The 17,004-nt window shown below is 73.1% G+C and carries 18 protein-coding genes and 2 pseudogenes; 5 read left to right on the top strand and 15 right to left on the bottom strand.

Annotated elements, in window-relative coordinates:
* Nucleotides 1-196: 196 nt before the first annotated feature.
* Together GH723_RS04900 and GH723_RS04895 are read left to right on the top strand one after the other, a co-directional pair.
* Nucleotides 197-1,423, top strand: coding sequence for an ammonium transporter (locus GH723_RS04900; RefSeq protein WP_153758599.1), 1,227 nt, complete (start codon nucleotides 197-199; stop codon nucleotides 1,421-1,423).
* Entirely contained in the window at nucleotides 1,420-1,758 is a 339-nt protein-coding gene (locus GH723_RS04895) for a P-II family nitrogen regulator (protein WP_153758598.1), read from the top strand. The genes GH723_RS04900 and GH723_RS04895 overlap by 4 nt, the downstream gene beginning before the upstream one ends.
* 39 nt (nucleotides 1,759-1,797) lie before the next feature.
* Here the strand turns inward: GH723_RS04895 and GH723_RS04890 are convergent, their stop codons facing one another.
* From GH723_RS04890 to GH723_RS04850, 9 genes are all read right to left on the bottom strand, one after another.
* Nucleotides 1,798-2,988 carry a glycoside hydrolase family 1 protein gene (locus GH723_RS04890; protein WP_153758597.1) on the bottom strand — a complete coding sequence of 397 codons (1,191 nt, stop codon included), beginning with the start codon at nucleotides 2,986-2,988 and terminating at the stop codon, nucleotides 1,798-1,800.
* Between the two features lie 11 nt (nucleotides 2,989-2,999).
* On the bottom strand, nucleotides 3,000-3,533 hold the full coding sequence (locus GH723_RS04885) for a hypothetical protein (protein WP_153758596.1): 534 nt from the start codon (nucleotides 3,531-3,533) through the stop codon (nucleotides 3,000-3,002).
* Between the two features lie 5 nt (nucleotides 3,534-3,538).
* Nucleotides 3,539-3,862 carry a helix-turn-helix domain-containing protein gene (locus GH723_RS04880; RefSeq protein ID WP_195210536.1) on the bottom strand — a complete coding sequence of 108 codons (324 nt, stop codon included), beginning with the start codon at nucleotides 3,860-3,862 and terminating at the stop codon, nucleotides 3,539-3,541.
* Between the two features lie 32 nt (nucleotides 3,863-3,894).
* The gene (locus GH723_RS04875; protein WP_153758595.1) at nucleotides 3,895-4,497 is read right to left on the bottom strand and encodes a class I SAM-dependent methyltransferase; all 603 of its coding nucleotides are present in this window, start codon (nucleotides 4,495-4,497) and stop codon (nucleotides 3,895-3,897) included.
* 40 nt (nucleotides 4,498-4,537) lie between these two features.
* Nucleotides 4,538-5,353: an ectoine/hydroxyectoine ABC transporter ATP-binding protein EhuA gene (ehuA, locus tag GH723_RS04870; protein WP_153758594.1), complete on the bottom strand. Its 816-nt coding sequence runs from the start codon at nucleotides 5,351-5,353 to the stop codon at nucleotides 4,538-4,540.
* The gene (ehuD, locus tag GH723_RS04865; protein ID WP_153761079.1) at nucleotides 5,340-6,020 is read right to left on the bottom strand and encodes an ectoine/hydroxyectoine ABC transporter permease subunit EhuD; all 681 of its coding nucleotides are present in this window, start codon (nucleotides 6,018-6,020) and stop codon (nucleotides 5,340-5,342) included. The genes ehuA and ehuD overlap by 14 nt, the downstream gene beginning before the upstream one ends.
* 143 nt (nucleotides 6,021-6,163) lie before the next feature.
* Nucleotides 6,164-6,904 (bottom strand): amino acid ABC transporter permease, encoded by a 741-nt coding sequence (locus tag GH723_RS04860; RefSeq protein ID WP_153758593.1) that lies wholly within the window; start codon nucleotides 6,902-6,904, stop codon nucleotides 6,164-6,166.
* A 94-nt stretch (nucleotides 6,905-6,998) separates the two neighbouring features.
* Entirely contained in the window at nucleotides 6,999-7,946 is a 948-nt protein-coding gene (gene ehuB / locus GH723_RS04855; protein ID WP_153758592.1) for an ectoine/hydroxyectoine ABC transporter substrate-binding protein EhuB, read from the bottom strand.
* A gap of 300 nt (nucleotides 7,947-8,246) precedes the next feature.
* The gene (locus tag GH723_RS04850) at nucleotides 8,247-10,598 is read right to left on the bottom strand and encodes an MMPL family transporter (RefSeq protein WP_153758591.1); all 2,352 of its coding nucleotides are present in this window, start codon (nucleotides 10,596-10,598) and stop codon (nucleotides 8,247-8,249) included.
* A gap of 136 nt (nucleotides 10,599-10,734) precedes the next feature.
* On the opposite strand from GH723_RS04850, the pseudogene GH723_RS18715 reads away from it, so the two are divergent.
* From GH723_RS18715 to GH723_RS04840, 3 genes and pseudogenes are all read left to right on the top strand, one after another.
* A pseudogene (locus tag GH723_RS18715) lies at nucleotides 10,735-11,610 on the top strand (glycoside hydrolase family 43 protein); the annotation flags it as partial.
* Nucleotides 11,611-11,710: 100 nt separating this feature from the next.
* A pseudogene (locus tag GH723_RS19210) lies at nucleotides 11,711-11,851 on the top strand (hypothetical protein); the annotation flags it as partial.
* Nucleotides 11,852-11,968: 117 nt separating this feature from the next.
* The gene (locus GH723_RS04840) at nucleotides 11,969-12,415 is read left to right on the top strand and encodes an S-layer homology domain-containing protein (protein WP_229023070.1); all 447 of its coding nucleotides are present in this window, start codon (nucleotides 11,969-11,971) and stop codon (nucleotides 12,413-12,415) included.
* An 82-nt stretch (nucleotides 12,416-12,497) separates the two neighbouring features.
* Here the strand turns inward: GH723_RS04840 and GH723_RS04835 are convergent, their stop codons facing one another.
* The 6 genes from GH723_RS04835 to GH723_RS04810 all read right to left on the bottom strand — a co-directional run bounded on the left by GH723_RS04835 (nucleotide 12,498) and on the right by GH723_RS04810 (nucleotide 17,002).
* Entirely contained in the window at nucleotides 12,498-12,929 is a 432-nt protein-coding gene (locus tag GH723_RS04835) for a hypothetical protein (RefSeq protein WP_153758588.1), read from the bottom strand.
* A gap of 79 nt (nucleotides 12,930-13,008) precedes the next feature.
* Nucleotides 13,009-14,244 (bottom strand): aminoglycoside phosphotransferase family protein, encoded by a 1,236-nt coding sequence (locus GH723_RS04830; protein ID WP_153758587.1) that lies wholly within the window; start codon nucleotides 14,242-14,244, stop codon nucleotides 13,009-13,011.
* Nucleotides 14,245-14,323: 79 nt separating this feature from the next.
* Nucleotides 14,324-14,986 (bottom strand): response regulator transcription factor, encoded by a 663-nt coding sequence (locus tag GH723_RS04825; RefSeq protein ID WP_153758586.1) that lies wholly within the window; start codon nucleotides 14,984-14,986, stop codon nucleotides 14,324-14,326.
* Nucleotides 14,983-16,452, bottom strand: a complete 1,470-nt coding sequence (locus GH723_RS04820) for a sensor histidine kinase (RefSeq protein WP_153758585.1) — start codon at nucleotides 16,450-16,452, stop codon at nucleotides 14,983-14,985. Before GH723_RS04820 ends, GH723_RS04825 begins: the two co-directional genes overlap by 4 nt.
* The gene (locus tag GH723_RS04815) at nucleotides 16,421-16,774 is read right to left on the bottom strand and encodes a hypothetical protein (RefSeq protein ID WP_153758584.1); all 354 of its coding nucleotides are present in this window, start codon (nucleotides 16,772-16,774) and stop codon (nucleotides 16,421-16,423) included. The genes GH723_RS04820 and GH723_RS04815 overlap by 32 nt, the downstream gene beginning before the upstream one ends.
* 72 nt (nucleotides 16,775-16,846) lie before the next feature.
* Complete coding sequence (locus tag GH723_RS04810; RefSeq protein ID WP_153758583.1) at nucleotides 16,847-17,002, bottom strand: hypothetical protein; 156 nt, start codon at nucleotides 17,000-17,002, stop codon at nucleotides 16,847-16,849.
* Between the last annotated feature and the right edge of the window lie 2 nt (nucleotides 17,003-17,004).

The raw sequence follows: 17,004 nt of genomic DNA, 5'->3' as shown, positions 1-17,004 counted from the left end.
GTCCGATCCGGGCGCAGCGTAGCCATCGGCCACCGGCGGGTGCCGATGAGCACTCGTCGACGTCAGGAACCGGTAACACGGCCCTGCGCGACCGGAAACGCGCCCGAAACAACCCGTTCGTACCTTTCGCCCATCCAACGGGGCTCTGACGCCTCGATGACACGTCGGGGCGACCCGCGGAGCAGGGAGAGGTGCGATGGATCCAGCAGATCTCGCGTGGGTGCTGACGTCGGCGGCGCTCGTGCTGTTCATGACGCCCGGGCTGGCGCTGTTCTACGGCGGCATGGACCGCAGCCGGAACGTCCTCAACATGTTGATGATGAACTTCTGGTGCCTGCTGGTCGTGCCGCCGCTCTGGGCGATCGTGGCCTACTCGCTCGCGCAGGAGCCGTTCGACGGCTCCCTCATCGGCGGCTTCGACGCCGCGTTCCTCTCCGGGATGGACCTCTCCGACGGGGGGAGCGCCCTCGTCACGATGGTCTTCCTCGGGATGTTCGCGGTCATCACACCGGCCCTCATCTCCGGTGCCGTCGCCGGACGCATGCGCTTCGCGGCCTGGGCGGTGTTCGTCCCCGTCTGGCTCCTCCTCGTCTTCGTCCCGGTCTTCAAGTGGGTGTACGGGGGCTGGCTCTTCGAGCGGGGCTCGCTCGACTTCGCGGGCGGCACGGCCATCCACGTCAACGCCGGCATCGCCGCCCTGGCCGCCGTGCTCGTCCTGGGTCCGCGGCGCGGGTGGCCGTCGGAGGGGCACCCGCCCCACTCGATGCCCCTCGTCATGATCGGCACGGGCATCCTCTGGTTCGGGTGGTTCGGCTTCAACGCCGGCTCCGCCCTCGGGGCGAACGCCACCGCCGTGCAGGCCTTCGTCAACACCTTCCTCGCCGCAGCGGCCGCCGGCCTGGCCTGGGCGGTCGTCGAGCGGATCCGCGACGGCCACGTCACCAACCTCGGTGCAGCCTCGGGCATCGTCGCCGGCCTGGTCGCCATCACCCCGGCCGCCGGCTTCGTCGCCGGGATGTCGCCGATCTACATCGGCCTCGCCGCCGGCGTCGTGTGCTGCTTCGCCGTCGGCCTCAAGGCCCGCGCCGGCTACGACGACGCCCTCGACGTGGTCGGCGTCCACTTCGTCGGTGGCCTGGTCGGCAGCCTGGCGACCGGGCTGTTCTCCGACCCCGAGTTCTTCGGCACCGACGTGATGGCCGGCCTGTTCCACGGCGGCGGCGTCGACCTGCTGGTCGAGCAGGCCCTGGCCAACGGGGCGACGATCGTGTACTCGTTCATCGTCACCGGGCTCATCATGCTGGCGCTCAAGGCCACGATCGGCGTGCGCGTCGCGCCGGAGACCGAGGCCGTCGGCCTCGACCTCGCCGAGCACCGCGAGACCGCCTACCACACCTCCGACACCACGCTGGAGCGAGCATGAAGCTGATCACCGCCGTCATCAAGCCCCACGCCCTCGACGAGGTGAAGGAGGCCCTGCGGGGCGCCGGCGTCGTCGGCCTCACCGTGAGCGAGGTCCGGGGCGTCGGCCGCCAGGGCGGCCACACCGAGACCTACCGCGGGGCGGAGTACAAGATCGACCTCGTGCCCAAGGTGAAGGTCGAGGCCGTCGTCGACGACGGGATCGCCGACGGCGTCGTCGATGCCATCGTCGGCGCGGCCCAGACCGGCAAGATCGGCGACGGCAAGGTCTGGGTGACCGAGGTCGGCACGCTGGTGCGGATCCGCACCGGCGAGCGGGGCGCCGACGCCATCTGAGCGGCGCGGCCCGACCCCGGCCGACCGGTTCCCGACCGGTCAGCCGGGGACGGGCGCCAGCGCGTTGCTCCGGGCGACGCTGCCGAACCAGCGGGCCGACGCCTTCGGGCGACGCTCGAAGGTGCGGCGATCGACCTCGACGAGCCCGAAGCGCGGTCCGTAGCCGTAGGCCCACTCGAAGTTGTCGAGGAGGCTCCAGCAGGTGTAGCCCCGCACGTCGATCCCGTCGGCGATCGTCCGAAGCAGGCCCGTGAGCGCGGCGTGCAGGTACTCGATGCGCTGGGCGTCGTCGTCGGTGCCGATGCCGTTCTCGGTGACGAGCAGGGGCACCCGCCCCCCGGTGACCTCCCAGGCCCGGCGCACGGTGGCCTCGAGGCACTGGGGCCAGTACTCGTAGCCCATGGGGAGCACGGGGACGCCCTCCTCCGGTCCGAGCTGGCCGCCGGGCCCGATGCGCTCGCGGGTGTAGGCCTGCACGCCGACGAAGTCGTCGCCGTCGACGGCCTCGAGGTAGACGTCCTCCATCGCGCGCCGGCGACGCGCCATCTTCTCCTCGGCCCCGTCGACCGCCTGGTAGTCGGCCATCGACAGGGTGAGGCCGACGGGGACGCCGGGTGCGGCGGCGCGGATCGACTCGACGGCAGCCCGGTGGGCGTCGACGAAGACCTCCTGCACGGCGCGGGCCCGGTCCCAGTCCCGGACGCCGGGCGGGAAGGCGCCGTGGCCCCACCCGATGCTCGCGACGATGTTCGGCTCGTTGATCGTGCACGCCCGCCCCATGACGTCGGCGAGGTGCTCGGCGACGTGGTGGGCGTAGGTCGCGAACCGCTCGACGGTGGACGGGTCCTCCCACCCGCCACGGTCGGCCAGCCAGCGCGGCGTGGTGAAGTGGTGGAAGGTGACCACCGGCGCGATGCCCCGGTCGCGCAGCCCCTCGCAGACCCGGCGGTAGTGGTCGAGCGCGGCGACGGAGACCTCGCCGTCCTCCGGCTCGATGCGCGCCCACTCGACCGAGAAGCGGTAGGCGCCGAGGCCCATCTCCGCGACGAGGTCGGCGTCCTCCTCCCAGCGGTGCCAGCTGTCGCAGGCGTCCCCGCTCGGCTCGACGACGCCGGAGCCGGGGGTGTGCTCCCACCGCCACCAGTCGCTGTTCCAGTTGCCGCCCTCGATCTGGTGCGCCGCCGTCGCGGTCGACCACTCGAAGCCCTCGGGGAAAGCGCCCTCGCTCATGCGGCGGGACGCTACCCCCGCAGGGCGCGCAGTCGCTCGACGCGAGGGTCCGAACCGCCGAGGTGGGCGACGAGGACCCCGAGCACCGCCTCGACGTCGAGGGTCCGGGCGGCGGCCATCTCCTCGAGGTCCGCCCAGTCCTTCGTCCGGTCGAAGAACGCCTTGAACACGGCGAGGTCGCGACACGAGAGGAACGGCACGTCGACGCCGAGGAAGGGCTCGTCGCGGATCCGCTCGGCGACCCGTTCGTGGAAGTCGGTGGTGTTGAAGAACAGGTCGACCGGTGTGCTCTCCCACCACAGCCGGACCTGCCCCTCGGTGCGGATGCGGGCGAGGTCGGCGTCGTCGTGCGCCACACCGTCGGGCAGGGCGGCGACGACCTCCTCGGCGCGCGCGGGCGGGACGAAGAGGTTCACGTCGAGGTCGATGGTGCCGCGGGCGCGCTGGGTGCACCACGCGAGGGCGAGCGCGCCGCCGAACGCGTGCGGGACGTCGGCGGCGTCGAGCGCCCGGTGGAGCTCGACGATCTTGTCGGGAAGTCCCACGTGGGTCAGGCGGCGCGGTCGAACCGCGGGAAGGTGATGTCGGGCGCGTGGCGGGCGGGGAAGGCGGCGGCCAGCTCGAGGACGGCGACGAGCTCCTCGCCCTTGGCCCGCCGGGCGTCGAGGGAGGCGTCGGCGCGTGGGCGCAGCTCGACGTCGACCGCGAACCCGGCGGCGCGGAGGATGCGCGCCAACGTGTCGGCGCGCGGCACCTTGCGGCCCGCCTCGTAGGCGCAGAGCGTGGGGTGCGAGGTGCCGGCGCGGGCGGCGAGGTCCCTCTGGGAGAGACCGGCGCGGCGGCGGGCGGTGCGGATGAGTGTGGCGGCGTCCACCGCCACATGGTATCCGAGTAGATACCGCGCGCCTAGGGGTGGCGCAGCACCGTGACCGCGAAGTCCGCGTCGTCGGACCAGGCACGCAGGTCCCAGGTGGCGAACCGGTGCTCGATCCGCAGCCCCGCCTCGCCGACGGCGCGGTCGAACGCGTCGAGCGGCAGCTCGCGGTGGACGTGGAACCCGACGACCACGGCGCCGTCGGGGCCGACGTGTCGACCCACGCGCCGCAGGACCTCCGCCTCCGTGCCCGGCGCCAGGAACACCATGACGTTGCCGGCCATCACCGCCAGGTCGAACGGCTCGTCGATCCCCCGTGCGGGGAGGTCGAGCTCGGCGAGGTCGCCGACGAGCCACGTCGGGCCGGGGTGGTCCTCCTCGGCGGCGGCGATGAGCACGGGGTCGACGTCGACGCCGACGACCGTGTGGCCGCGTCGGTGGAGCTCGCCACCCACCCGACCCGGGCCGCACCCGGCGTCGAGGAGCCGCGCCCCCCGGGGCACCATCGCGTCGACCAGGCGCGCCTCGCCCGCGAGGTCGGCACCCTCGGCGGCCATCGTGCGGAAGCGCTCGACGTACCAGTCGGAGTGGCCGTCCTTCGTGTCGGTGATCCAGCGGGGTGGCGGCACGCTCATGCCGCCACCCTACGGTCGACGCCCGCGCGACCCGCTCGGGTCAGTGCTCCCCGACCGCGCCGAGGAACGACTGCGTGCGCTCCTCGCGGGGCTCGTCGAGGATCTGCGACGGAGGTCCGGACTCGACGATCTGGCCCTGGTCGAACATCACCACGCGGTCGGCGACCTCGCGGGCGAAGTGCATCTCGTGGGTGACGAGCATCATCGTCGTGCGGCCCTCCTCGGCGATGTCGCGCAGGACGTTGAGCACCTCGCCGACGAGCTCGGGGTCGAGCGCCGAGGTGACCTCGTCGAAGAGCATCACCGCCGGCTTGGTGGCGAGCGAGCGGGCGATGGCGACGCGCTGCTTCTGCCCGCCGGACAGCTGCCCCGGCGTCTGGTTGGCGGCGTGGCCCAGGCCCACCTTGTCGAGCAGGTCCATGCCCAGGGTCCGGGCGTCGTCCTTGCTCACGCCGTGGACCTTCACCGGCGCCAGCATGATGTTCTCGAGCGCCGTCATGTGCGGGAACAGGTTGAAGTGCTGGAACACCATGCCGATGTCGGAGCGCACCGAGCGGATGTGCTTCTCGCTCGCCGGCTTGAGCCCGTCGCCGGCCTCCTCGTGGTACAGCTGCTTGCCACCCACCTGGATGGTGCCCGAGTCCGGCCGCTCGAGCGTCATGATCACCCGGAGGATCGTGGTCTTGCCCGACCCCGACGGGCCGATGATGACCACGCGCTCGCCCGGCGCCACGTCGAGGTCGAGGTCGCGGAGCACGACGTTCGACCCGAACGCCTTGGTGACGCCCCGCATCCGGACGCCGGCGGCACCCGTGTCGGAGGTGGTGATCGATGCGTCGATCTCAGGTGCGCTCATATGCGATCTTCCTCTCGAGTCGGCGGACGGCCCAGGCCGCGGGGAGGCTGGCCATGAGGAACCCGATGCCGACCAGGATGTAGGGCTCGACGGGACGGAAGTCGGTGTTCCTGACCGAGTCCGCCCAGAAGAGGATGACGGGGACGTTGAGGATGTAGCCGAGCGGAGCGTCCTTGAAGGCGGCCACGAGGTAGTTGCCGAGGGCCGGCAGCACGTTGGGGATCGCCTGCGGCAGGACCACCCGGCTCCACTTGGTGACCGGCGACAGGTTCAGCGCCGTCGAGGCCTCCCACTGCCCGGGGGGCACGCTGTTGATGCCGGCCCGGTAGGCCTCGGAGCAGTAGGTGGCGTAGTGGATGCCGAGGCCGATGGCGAGGATCGTCGCCGGCTGGAAGTTGAACGTGTCCGAGGTCCGGACGTACGCCTGGAGGAAGAAGAGCTGCACGAGCAGCGGGGTCGAGCGGATGAACTCGATGACCGCGACGAAGGGCCAGCTCACCACCTTGACCGGCGAGCGCCGCCCCAGGGCGAGGACGAGCCCGAGGCCCACCGCCACCGTGAACCCGAGGACCGTCGCACGCACGGTGACGATCAGCCCGTTCCACATGAGCGGCACCAGGTGCCAGAAGTAGGTCCAGTCGAAGTCGGTCGAGCCGTCCGCGGTCATCCGGGTGCGGATGCGGGTCTGGCCCTCGACGCCGAAGATCAAGAAGGCGTAGCCGGCGGCCACGAAGATCAGCGGGATCACGACCTCCGTGCGCTGGTACCAGGCGCGGTGCGGCTCGAAGTGCATGTGCTCGGTGGGCGCGCTCACTTGGTGACCCCCGGGATCTCCTCGAGCTCCTCGTCCTCGACGACCTCGGCCTCCCCGCCGGCGAAGCGGCGCTCCACCCGGCGCTCGGCCAGCTTGAAGAGGGCGTTGATGACCTGGGCGATGACGAAGTAGAAGACGAGGGCGTTGAAGTAGAGGGTCGGGCGGGAGGCGCCCTCACCGGCGAAGAGCTGCTGCTGCCAGAGGTTGCTGGCGGTCTGCATGATGTCGGTGACGCCGACGAGGCTGACGAGCGCCGTCCCCTTCAGGATCTCGATGGTGAGGTTGCCCATCGGGGGGAGGATCAGGCGCATCGCCTGGGGGAGGATGACGTGGCGGAGGCGCTGCGTGGTGGTGAGGTTCAGCGCGATCGTCGCCTCGGTCTGGCCCTTGGGGATGGCCTGGATCGCGCCGCGGATGAGCTCCGCGCCGTACCCGCCCATGTTCACGCCGAGGGCCAGGCTCGCGAGCATCACGAGGGACGCCTGCGGGATGTCGAGGAGGATGGGCAGGGCGTAGGCGACGATGAAGAGCAGGACGATCGACGAGATGCCGCGTGCCAGCTCGACGTAGACGAGCGCGGCGCCCCGCACCCAGCGGCGGTGCGAGAGGCGACCGATGCCCACGAACAGCGAGAGCAGCACCCCCAGCACGAACGAGTAGGCCAGGATCTGCAGCGTCAGCTGCGCCCCCTCGATCAGGGACTCGTACTGGCGGCCCTCCAGGATCAGATCACCCATCTCACCTCACTTGTGCCGAGAGCTGACGGGAGGTCCCCGGCACCACAGGGGCGCCGGGGACCTCGCGTGCGGCTCGTGCGAACCGGGTCAGCTCTCAGTCGAGGAAGTCCTCGAGGGTGAGCTCGTTGGCCTTCTCCACGTCCGCCTCGGAGAAGTCCTCGTACTCCGTGATGATCTCGATGGTGCGACCGCTCTCGCGCATCTCGTTCAGCACGTCGTTGAAGGCGTCGCGGAACGCCTGGTTCTCGTTGCGGAAGCCGTAGGCGCCGCAGGGCAGGACCTCTTCGCCGTTCTCGTCGACCGGGAAGAAGGGCTCGACGGCCTCCATGCCCGAACGGACGGCGACCTGGCGCTGCACGGTGGCGGCGGTGCCGGACACGGCGTCCACCTCACCGGCCTCGAGGGCGGAGTACATGCCGTCGATGTCGGCGAACTCCTGGATCTGGTCGTCCGGGATGCCGGCGTCCTCGGCGTAGCCGACCTCCACCGTGCCGGTGGCGACGGCCAGGGTCAGGTCCGAGTTGTCGACGAACGAGGAGTAGTCGACGACGCCCTCGGGGTTGCCCTCGGGCACGGCGAGGCCCTCGGCCACGCAGTAGTCCGGGTCCGAGAACAGGATCTGCTCGGCCCGCTCCGGCGTGATGTACATGCCGGCGGCGATCAGGTCGAACTGGCCGGCCTGGAGACCACCGATGAGGTTGCCGAACTCGACGACGTCGACCTCGATCTCCTCGATGCCGAGCTCCGCGAGGACCTCACGGGCGACGTCGGGGGCGATGCCGGTGGGCTCGCCGTCCTCGCCGACGAAGCCGAAGGGGACCTCGTTCGCGACGCCGATGGTGATCGAGCCGCTCTCCTGGAGCTCCGCCAGCAGGTCGCCGCCCTCGCCGGAGCTCTCGCTCCCGCCGTTCGAGGCGGCGCCGTCGTCGCCGCCGTCATCGCCGTCGTCGTCGCCGCAGGCCGCGGCGATCAGGGTGAACGCCGCGAGCAGCGCCAGGACGCGCCACAGGATCGTGGGTCGTCGATGTCGTGAAGGGGTCATTGGTGAGACCTTTGGTCGGGGACACGTCGCGCCAGGAACCTGCCCCACGACGCCCCGTCACCAATCGACCCACCTCCCCCGAAGGGGTGGTGCGCAGCAGGTTGGTCGCGTCGCGGCGATTGCCCTGGCAGCAGTTCAGGGCTAGCACACGCCTTCCGGTGCACCCCGACCGTCACATGATCGTCATGTTCGTCACATGACGTCGTACACCCCGTCGCCCCAGGTGAGAGCGGTCGCAGCCCCCTGCCCGCCACGGCACGATGTCATGTGCAGCGTGCACACGACATGGCGGCCCGACCGTCAGCGGCTGACCGCCCCGGAGGCCGACAGCTCACCTTCCGCGGCGGGGCTCTCGCCCTGCGTGAGGTCGTCGTCCGGCTCGTGCGCCGGGCCCTCCACGTCGATGCGGGGCAGGAGCCGGTCGAGCCACGCCGGCAGCCACCAGTTGCGGCGGCCGAGCAGGGCCATCGTCGAGGGCACGAGCAGCATGCGGACGACGCTGGCGTCGAGCAGCACCGCGGCGGCGAGGCCGAGCCCGAAGAGCTTGATGATCCGGTCGTCCTCGAACACGAAGCTGCCGAAGACGACGACCATGATCGCCGCCGCAGCGGTGATCACCCGAGCCGTCGCCGCCAGGCCGTCGGCCACCGAGCCGACCGGATCGCCGGTGCGGTCGAACTCCTCCTTGACCCGGGAGAGCAGGAAGACCTCGTAGTCCATCGAGAGGCCGAAGACGATGGCGAACAGCATCATCGGGACGAACGGCTCGATCGGTGCGCCGGCGATCCCGAACAGGTCGCCGAACCAGCCCCACTGGAACACCGCGACGACGACGCCGTACGCCGAGGCGATCGACAGGAGGTTCATGACGACGGCCTTGATCGGCACGAGCAGCGAGCGGAAGACGGCCATCAGGAGCAGGAACGACAGCGCGAGGACGGCACCGAAGAACCAGGGCATGCGGCCCTCGAGGTACTCGGTGAAGTCGATGTTGGCGGCCACCGCGCCCGTCAGGCGCACCTCGAGGCCGGTCCCCTCCGCCGCCGCCGGGATCACGTCGTCACGCAGCCGCTCGACGAGCGCCGCGGTCGCCGGGTCCTGGGGTGAGGTCGACGGGATGACCTGGACGAGGAACGCCGGCGCGTCGGTGGGCGCGGCCAGGTCGCTCGGGAACACCGGGAACACCTGGGCGACGCCGTCGGCCGCCGCGACGGCGTCGGCGACCTGCTGGGCCCCGACCGCGCCGCCGGCGCCATCGGCCTCGGCGACGACCACGAGCGGCCCGTTCACGCCCGGCCCGAACCCCTCGGCGAGCAGGTCGTAGGCCCGTCGCGTCGTCGTCGAGGTCGGGAAGTTGCCCTCGTCGGAGAACCCGAGCTGCAGGTCGAGGACCGGCACCGCGAGCACGACGAGGAAGGCGGCGCCGGCGAGCAGCCCGACCCACGGCCGCGACTGGACGAGGCGGCTCCACCGGTGCGGCAGCGTCTCGCGCACCGGCCGCGGCGGCCGGCGCGGCACCTCGCGCCGCAGCGGCGCCACCGCGACGCCGGCGAGCAGGACCACGACGGCGAGCGGGGCGCCGACGAGCAGGGGCTGCACGCCGATGCCCGCCCCGAGCAGCGCGAGCGCGACGAACCCCGCGGCGATGAGACCGCGCCACCGGGTGACCTCGACCCGGTGCTGGGCGAAGCCGAGCAGCGCCGGCAGGAGCGTGACCGAGGCGGCCATCGTCATCGCCACCGTGGCCGAGGCGCCGATCGCCATGCCGGAGATGAAGGGCAGGCCGATGATGAGCATGCCGAGGAGCGAGATGACGACCGTCGTGCCCGCGAAGAGCACCGCCCGACCGGCCGAGTCGATGGCGAGGAGGGTGGCCTCCTCGGGGTCGTGGCCGTGGTGGGTGCCCTCGCGGTAGCGGGTGACGATGAAGAGGGCGTAGTCGATGCCGACGCCGAGCCCGATCATCGCCCCGAGCATCGTGGTGAGGTCGGGGATGGATGTGAGGTTCGACACCAGGGCGATGATCCCCGCGCCCGTGGCGACGCCGAACAGGGCGACGCCGATCGGCAGGCCCATCGCGAGGACCGAGCCGAACGAGAGGATGAGGACGACGATGGCGAAGGCCAGACCGATCAGCTCGGCGTTCGGGGGCTCGAACTCACCGAGGATCGCCCCGCCGATCTCGACGGTGAGCCCGTCGAGCTCCGGCGCGAGCCGGCGCAGGTCGTCGCCGATCTCGGTGCCGCGGGTCTGGTCGACCTCGCCGACGAGGTTGACCTCGGCGTAGGCGACCGTGCCGTCGGGGCTGGTGTGGAGCCCGAGCGGGTCGTCGTAGGGGCTCGACACGACGACGCCCTCGAGCTCGGCGGCGCGAGCGAACATCTCCTCCATCGCCCGGCGCACCGCGGGGTCGTCGACGCCCCGCTCGCTGCGGAAGACGATCGTGCCCCCGAAGCCGTTGCCGACGTCGCCGAAGTGCTCGTCGATCAGGTCGAAGCCGTCGCGGCTCTCCGAGGCCGGGATGTTGAACGCGTCGTCGTAGCTGGTGCCGGTGACCTGGCCCGCGGCGTGCACGCCGAGGACCAGCGCCAGCCAGGCGACGACGACGAGCCGCCGCCGGCGGAAGCACAGACGACCGAGTCGGGCGAGCATGCGGGGCTCCGTGTGTGATCGACGCCGAACGCCCCGGACCGGGGCAGGGGGAATCTACGTCCGCCCCGGCCCGGATCGGTAGGGCCGCGGGTGTGGCATCGATCACATCGGCGAGGAGCGGTCGACGAGCCCTCAGGTGGCGGCCGCCGGCTCCGACCACGGAGTCGTGCCACGCCGTCGCTCCCCGCGCCTGCTCGTCGCGGCCGTCGCGACCGTCGTGAGCCTGTTCTCGCCGCAGGTGGCGTCCGCCGTGCCGCCGGCGCTCGACTGGGACGTCGCCGACCCCGCGCTCGTCGCGGACGGCGACGTGCTGCGCCTCTACTCCACCAACGTCGCCGCCTGGGGCGCGCTGCTCAACGTCCCCTCCTACCGCTCGACCGACGGCGGCACCACGTGGGAGCAGACCGGCGACGTGCTGCCCGAGCTCGGGGGGTGGGCGGTGCCCGGCGCCACCTGGGCGCCCGACGTGCACCGCTTCGGTGCCACCTGGGTCCTCTACTACACGGCGCGCGTGGCCGATGCCGGCACCCTCCAGTGCATCGGGGTCGCGACGGCGGCCACGCCGACCGGACCCTTCGTCGACGAGCGCGGGCATCCGATCGCGTGCCAGGGCCACCTCGGTGGGTCGATCGACCCGTCGGTGTTCGTCGACGCCGACGGCGTGCCGTGGCTCCTCTACAAGAGCGACGAGAACGCCCTCGGCCTCCGCTCGTCGCGCCTGTGGTCGCGCCAGCTGACCGCGGACGGCACCGACGTCGTGGGACCGGAGCACGAGCTCCTCGGCCGGGACCGGTTGTGGGAGGGCCACCTGGTCGAGCAGCCCGAGATGGTCGCGGCCGCCGGCCGCGCCTGGCTGCTCTACTCGGCGAACGACTGGGAGTCCGGGACCTACGGCGTGGGGTTCGCGACGTGCGAGGGCCCGACGTGGCCCTGCGACAAGCGGACGGTGGGCGGGCCGTGGCTGTCCCGCACGGACCACGCAGCGGGCATCGGAGGCGCCAGCGTCGCCGCCCTGCCCGACGGGCGGGCGGGCGATCCTCGCCTACCACGGGTGGGAGCCGGGCCGGACGTCCTACGGCAGCGGCGGCCGCCGGGCGCTCCACGTCGAGCCGGTGACGTTCACGGTGGACGGACCGACGATCCTCGGCCGCGAGTCCGACGTGTCGTGGTCGCACCCGGGCTTCGTCGACGTGCCGGGCGACGCGTTCTACGCCGAGCCGGTGCGCTGGCTCGCGGCCGAGGGGGTCACCACCGGCGTCGGCGGGAGCGACCGCTTCGCCCCCGCGGCCTCGGTCACCCGGGGCGAGATGGCCACGTTCCTCTGGCGCCACGCGGGCGCTCCTGCGAGCGGGGGGCCGCTCTTCGCCGACGTGGCCCACGGCGCGTTCTACGCCACGGCGGTGCGCTGGCTGGCCGGTGAGGGGATCACCACGGGCGTGGGCGGGAGCGACCGCTTCGCCCCCGAAGCCCCCGTCACCCGGGGCGAGATGGCCACGTTCCTCTGGCGCCACGCGGGCGCTCCTGCGAGCGGGGGGCCGCTCTTCGCCGACGTGGCCCACGGCGCGTTCTACGCCACAGCGGTGCGCTGGCTGGCCGCTGAGGGGATCACCACGGGCGTGGGCGGGAGCGACCGCTTCGCCCCCGATGCCGCCGTCACCCGGGGCGAGATGGCGACCTTCCTCTGGCGGTTCGACCACCGCGGACATGGCGCCGCGGCCGGTCAGTCGGTCGGGACGGCGACGCTCGGCGGGCCACCGTCGACCTCGGGTCCGGCGTCACCGCCGCAGGCTCCCGAGGCCGCGGTCCGGCTCTACTGAGGGCCGGGACCGCCCGGAGCACGGACAGCCCGGAGCCCGGGCCGCAGCGGCGCGGCCCGGGCTCACGAGCGGGTCGATGCCATCAGGGGCTGTCGACGGACGCCGCGCTGGCCACGCTCTGGACCGACGGGGGGCTCTGGGGGCTGATGCTCGCCGGCGCCGGGGCGGGCGCCGGGGGCGGGGCGGGCGCCGGAGCGGGCTCGGGGCTCGCGATCGACACCGGCGACGCCGGGCTGGCGACCGAGGCCGGCGTGGCGGGGCTGGCGATCGACGCCGGCGTCAGGGGGGAGGCCGGTGACGCGATCGACGCCCGGATCGTGGTGGACGTGGGCGAGGCGAGCGACGCCAGCGGGTCGGTGGACGCCAGGCGCACCGACCGGGTGTCGGCGGTGTCGCCGTCGTCGCTGCCGCCGAAGGCGACGCCGCCGCCGAGCACGCCGCCGACGGCGAAGCCGGCGAGGGTCCCGCCGGCCACGGCGACCTTCCACTTGGGCTGGTTCCTCAGGTGATCCATCATCGGTGTCGTTCTCCTTGGGCTGGGTGTGCGGTGTCCTCCACCGCTGGGTCCGTTGTCCCATCGGGGGATGGGGAGGTCATGAGGCCGACCTGAGGGTCCTCTCATCGAGGCCACCGGTGGCGCTGCCCCGCGACCAGGCGAGCGCGAGGTGGACGAGCCGGTCGGTCCCCTGGGGCCAGTCCTGGTCCTGCGCACGGAACGGGCCGGTCGCCAGGCCGACGAGGGCCGCGGCCACGCGCGGATCGACGACGTCCGGGCCGTGGCGTCGCACCGCGCCGGCGTGGAGCTCGGCGGCCAGGGCGCGGCAGCGTCCGGCGCTCGGCGGGTGCGTGAGGCCGAGGGCGACCAGGTGGGCGACGGCTCGGGCGGGGTCGTCGGCCGGGTCCCCGGGACCGACGTCGTCGACGTCGAGCACGCCGATGACGTGCCCGGCGTCGTCGACGCGGATCTGCGCCTCGTGGAGGTCACCGTGGACGGTGGTGAGCTCGACCGGCCGGGGTGCAGCGGCGAGGCGACCGAGCACCTCGTCGAGCGCCCCGGAGGATTCGGGCCGCACGCGCCGCACGAGCGCCGCGTGGTGCGCGGCGCCGTCGAGCAGCCCGGCACGGTCGCGGTCCGGTGGTGGCACGTGGGCACGCGCCACGTCGTCGACGAGGGCGAGCACCTCCTGGCCCGCGGGGACCGGCCCGTCGCCGCGCACGAGTCGCTCGCGCAGGTCGGCGCCGGGGAGGGCGGCGAGGGCGACGAGCCCCCGTGCCTCGTCGGCGCCGAGGACAGCCGGGACCGGCAGCCCGAACGCGAGGAGGGCGTCGTGCCGGGCCACGATCGCGCCTGTCCGTCGGGGCGGGAGCACCTTCACGTACGCCTCGCCCCCCGGCCACCGGGCGTGGACGACGGCGCGCTTGCCCGGGCGGAACGCCCGCACCTGGAGGTGGACGTCGGCGGCGTCGCGGCCGAGCAGGCGGGCGACGGGTGCGGCCAGGGTGGCGTGGGCCAGGCCGGGCAGCTCGGGGTCGAACGGGTAGCGCCAGACGCCGACCTCCATGCCGTCGGCCCGGACCGGCACGGTGCCCGTCGGCGCGCCGGTCCGCGTCGTGCCGGCCAGCAGGGTCTCCTCGGAGAGGCCGGACGGCCAGCGGATCCGGGCGCCGTAGCTGACGATCACGTCCCGCCCCGGCCGGTAGAGCACCTGACCGGGGCGCACGTCGACGAGCTCGCCCCCGTGCGCCTCGACGACCGGGGCCAGGACCGCGCGGGCCCCCGGGCCGGTCAGGTGGGGAGCAGCGGGCAGGAGCGCATCGTCGACGTCCACGAGCCGAGCATCGGGCGCGTCGATGGGAGGTCCGTGAGACCCGGAGGAGAAGATCCTCATCTTCGGGCCCGCGGGCCCGTCAGGCTCCGGCGAGCCGGTACCCCATCCCCCGGACGGTCTCGATCGTGTCCGCGCCGAGCTTCTTGCGCAGGTAGCGGACGTAGACGTCGACCACGTTGGAGCCGGGGTCGAAGTCGTAGCCCCACACGTGGCTGAGGAGCTGCTCACGGCTCATGACCTGGCCGGCGTGGCGCATCAGGGTCTCGAGGAGCGCGAACTCCCGTGCGGTCAGCTCGACGTTGCGCTCCCCCACCTGGGCCCGCCGGGTGCGCACGTCGAGCACGACGTCGCCGGCACGCAGCACCGTGACCTCGTCGGTGCCGGTGTCCCGGAGCCGCACCCGGATGCGGGCCAGCAGCTCCTCGAACCGGAACGGCTTGGGGACGTAGTCGTCGGCACCGCCCTCGAGCCCGGCGACGGTGTCCTCCACGCCGGTCCGGGCCGTGAGGATGATCACCGGCATGCGCTCGCCCCGCGCGCGGATGCGCCGGAGCACGTCCTGCCCGTCGATGCCCGGCAGGCCGAGGTCGAGCACGAGGAGGTCGAAGCTCTCGTCGCGCGCGAGGGCGACGGCGTCGACGCCGTCGCCGACGGCCATCGTGGTGTAGCCGGCGGCACGGAGGCCCTTCTCGAGGAAGGAGACGATGCGCTCCTCGTCCTCGGCGATCAGTATCCGGCTCACAGATCCTCCTCCTGGGCGGTCGGCAGCGGCAGGTCGACGTGGAACGTGGCCCCGCCGCCCGGCGTCTCCTCGACGCCGACGGTGCCGCGGTGGGCCTGGGCGATGGCGGAGACGATGGCGAGCCCGAGACCCGAGCCCTCGGGCCGCTGCGCGCTGCTCGCCGCGCCGCGCGAGAACCGGGTGAAGAGGCGCTCGCTCTCCTCCGGGTCGACGCCGGTCCCGGTGTCGGCGACGTAGAAGCGCAGGTCGGCGCCGAGGCGGCGGGCGCCGATCTCGATGCGGTCGTCGTCAGAGGTGTGCTGGACCGCGTTGGTGACGAGGGCGAGGAGCGCCTGGACGATGCGGCCCTCGTCGCCGACGACGAGCTCCTCGCCCGGCGACGGCCCGTCGCCGCGCACCCACCGCCGGGGGCCGAGCGCGACGGCACGGGCCACCACGTCGTCGAGCACCTCCCCCACGTCGACCACCCCGAGCACCAGGAAGTCGGGCCGGGCCGACTTCGCGACGACGAGCAGGTCGTCGACGTAGCGGCTCATCCGGTCGAGCTCCTCGGTGACGACCTCGACCGTCTCGGCCCGCTGGGCCGGGTCGTCGTCGCTGCCAAGCAGCTCGAGGTGGCCGCGGGCGATCGTGATCGGGGTCCGCAGCTCGTGGGCGACGTCGTCGAGGAAGGCCCGCTGGGAGCGGAAGGCGGCGTCGAGGCGGTCGAGCATGCCGTTGAACGTGCGGGCCAGCTGGGCGACCTCGTCGCGCCCGTCGACGGGGATGCGTCGGGTCAGGTCGCCGGCGTCGATCGCCTGGGTGGCGTCGGTGAGCTGCTCGATCGGTCGCACGATGCGACCGGCGACGCCGAGCGCCCCGACCGAGGCGACGACGAGGGCGACGAGGGCGAGGGTCGCCACCGCCCGGACGATCTCGTCGACCTCCGCCAGCTCGGCCGCCGGGAAGACCACGACGACGAAGGTCCCCCGCACCTCCCCCGCCCCGTCGAGGACGGGGACCGCCAGGCTCCGTGCGTTGCCCGCGGCCGTCGTGACGTCCGCGCGCACCGGCGTGGACGACGACGTCCACCGCTCGACCAGGTCGACGTCGACCGCCGGCTCCCGGGGCGCGTCGAAGGAGCGCAACGTGGGGACCCCGTCGACGAACGCGTAGAAGGCCTCGTCCCGCGCCGGGACGTTGCGCTCCATGAACGCCCGGAAGATCGCCTCGACGTCCTCGGCGAAGGGCTCGCCTGTGGCGGGGTCGGTGCCGCCGGCGAGGGCTCGGAGCTCCTCGACCTCCTGGGCCAGCTCGCGCTCGATCGACTCGTCGACCCGAGTCAGGAGGGTCTGGCGGATGGCGAGGACGCTGCCGCCGAGGGCGAGCAGCAGCAGCGTGATGGCCCCGACGAGGACGCGGGTGCGGATCGAGTCGCGACGCCGGACCCGCCCCTCAGTCATCGTCGTCCCCGTCGTCGTCGTCATCGTCGTCGTCGTCGTCGTCGCCGTCGTGGGACGCGGGCGGCGGCGCGACGGGCGGCGGGGCCGGAGGCGGGGTGGTGGGCGCCGGCGCGACGGTCGTCTCGGGGGTCGTGGGCTCGCCGCCGGTGTCCGCCGACCCCGGCTCGCCGAGCAGCGTGGTCGACGTCGTCGAGGTCGTCAGCTCGATCGGCTCCACGTGGGGACGGTCGTCGGCGGTGAGCCGCCCGACCACCGAGGCAGCCCCGACGGCGACCAGCGCGGCGACGACGAACGCCACGAGGGCGACGACGAGCGGCGAGGGACCGGAGGAGCGAGCGGGGGCCATGGCGGCACCAGCGTGCCCGCTCCGGGCCGCTATCCGATGAGAGGACGATGAGGATCCTCTCATCGAGGAGGGTCAGCCGTCGGTGTCGCCGATGTCGTCGAGGGGGCGTTCGGCCTGCACGTCGGGATCGGAGGGCATCTGGTCCTCCCCCGGTCGGCGCGTGAGCTCGTCCTCCTCCATCGACTCCGGGAGGTCGCGGTCGTGCGTGGGGCGCTGGGGATCGCTCATGC

This window comes from Actinomarinicola tropica (assembly GCF_009650215.1).
In the GTDB taxonomy this organism is placed as follows: Bacteria; Actinomycetota; Acidimicrobiia; order Acidimicrobiales; family SKKL01; genus Actinomarinicola; species Actinomarinicola tropica.
The sequence above is the reverse complement of the archived record's forward strand: the minus strand, read 5'-3'. Positions and strand labels throughout refer to the sequence as shown.

Coding starts and splice junctions, on each gene's coding strand:
- GH723_RS04820 (WP_153758585.1), bottom strand. CDS start 16,452: ATGACGACGACGACGGGGACGACGATGACTGAGGGGCGGGTCCGGCGT.
- GH723_RS04895 (WP_153758598.1), top strand. CDS start 1,420: ATGAAGCTGATCACCGCCGTCATCAAGCCCCACGCCCTCGACGAGGTG.
- GH723_RS04810 (WP_153758583.1), bottom strand. CDS start 17,002: ATGAGCGATCCCCAGCGCCCCACGCACGACCGCGACCTCCCGGAGTCG.
- GH723_RS04875 (WP_153758595.1), bottom strand. CDS start 4,497: ATGAGCGTGCCGCCACCCCGCTGGATCACCGACACGAAGGACGGCCAC.
- GH723_RS04815 (WP_153758584.1), bottom strand. CDS start 16,774: ATGGCCCCCGCTCGCTCCTCCGGTCCCTCGCCGCTCGTCGTCGCCCTC.
- GH723_RS04890 (WP_153758597.1), bottom strand. CDS start 2,988: ATGAGCGAGGGCGCTTTCCCCGAGGGCTTCGAGTGGTCGACCGCGACG.
- GH723_RS04850 (WP_153758591.1), bottom strand. CDS start 10,598: ATGCTCGCCCGACTCGGTCGTCTGTGCTTCCGCCGGCGGCGGCTCGTC.
- GH723_RS04900 (WP_153758599.1), top strand. CDS start 197: ATGGATCCAGCAGATCTCGCGTGGGTGCTGACGTCGGCGGCGCTCGTG.
- ehuD (WP_153761079.1), bottom strand. CDS start 6,020: ATGACCGCGGACGGCTCGACCGACTTCGACTGGACCTACTTCTGGCAC.
- ehuA (WP_153758594.1), bottom strand. CDS start 5,353: ATGAGCGCACCTGAGATCGACGCATCGATCACCACCTCCGACACGGGT.
- GH723_RS04860 (WP_153758593.1), bottom strand. CDS start 6,904: ATGGGTGATCTGATCCTGGAGGGCCGCCAGTACGAGTCCCTGATCGAG.
- GH723_RS04835 (WP_153758588.1), bottom strand. CDS start 12,929: ATGGATCACCTGAGGAACCAGCCCAAGTGGAAGGTCGCCGTGGCCGGC.
- ehuB (WP_153758592.1), bottom strand. CDS start 7,946: ATGACCCCTTCACGACATCGACGACCCACGATCCTGTGGCGCGTCCTG.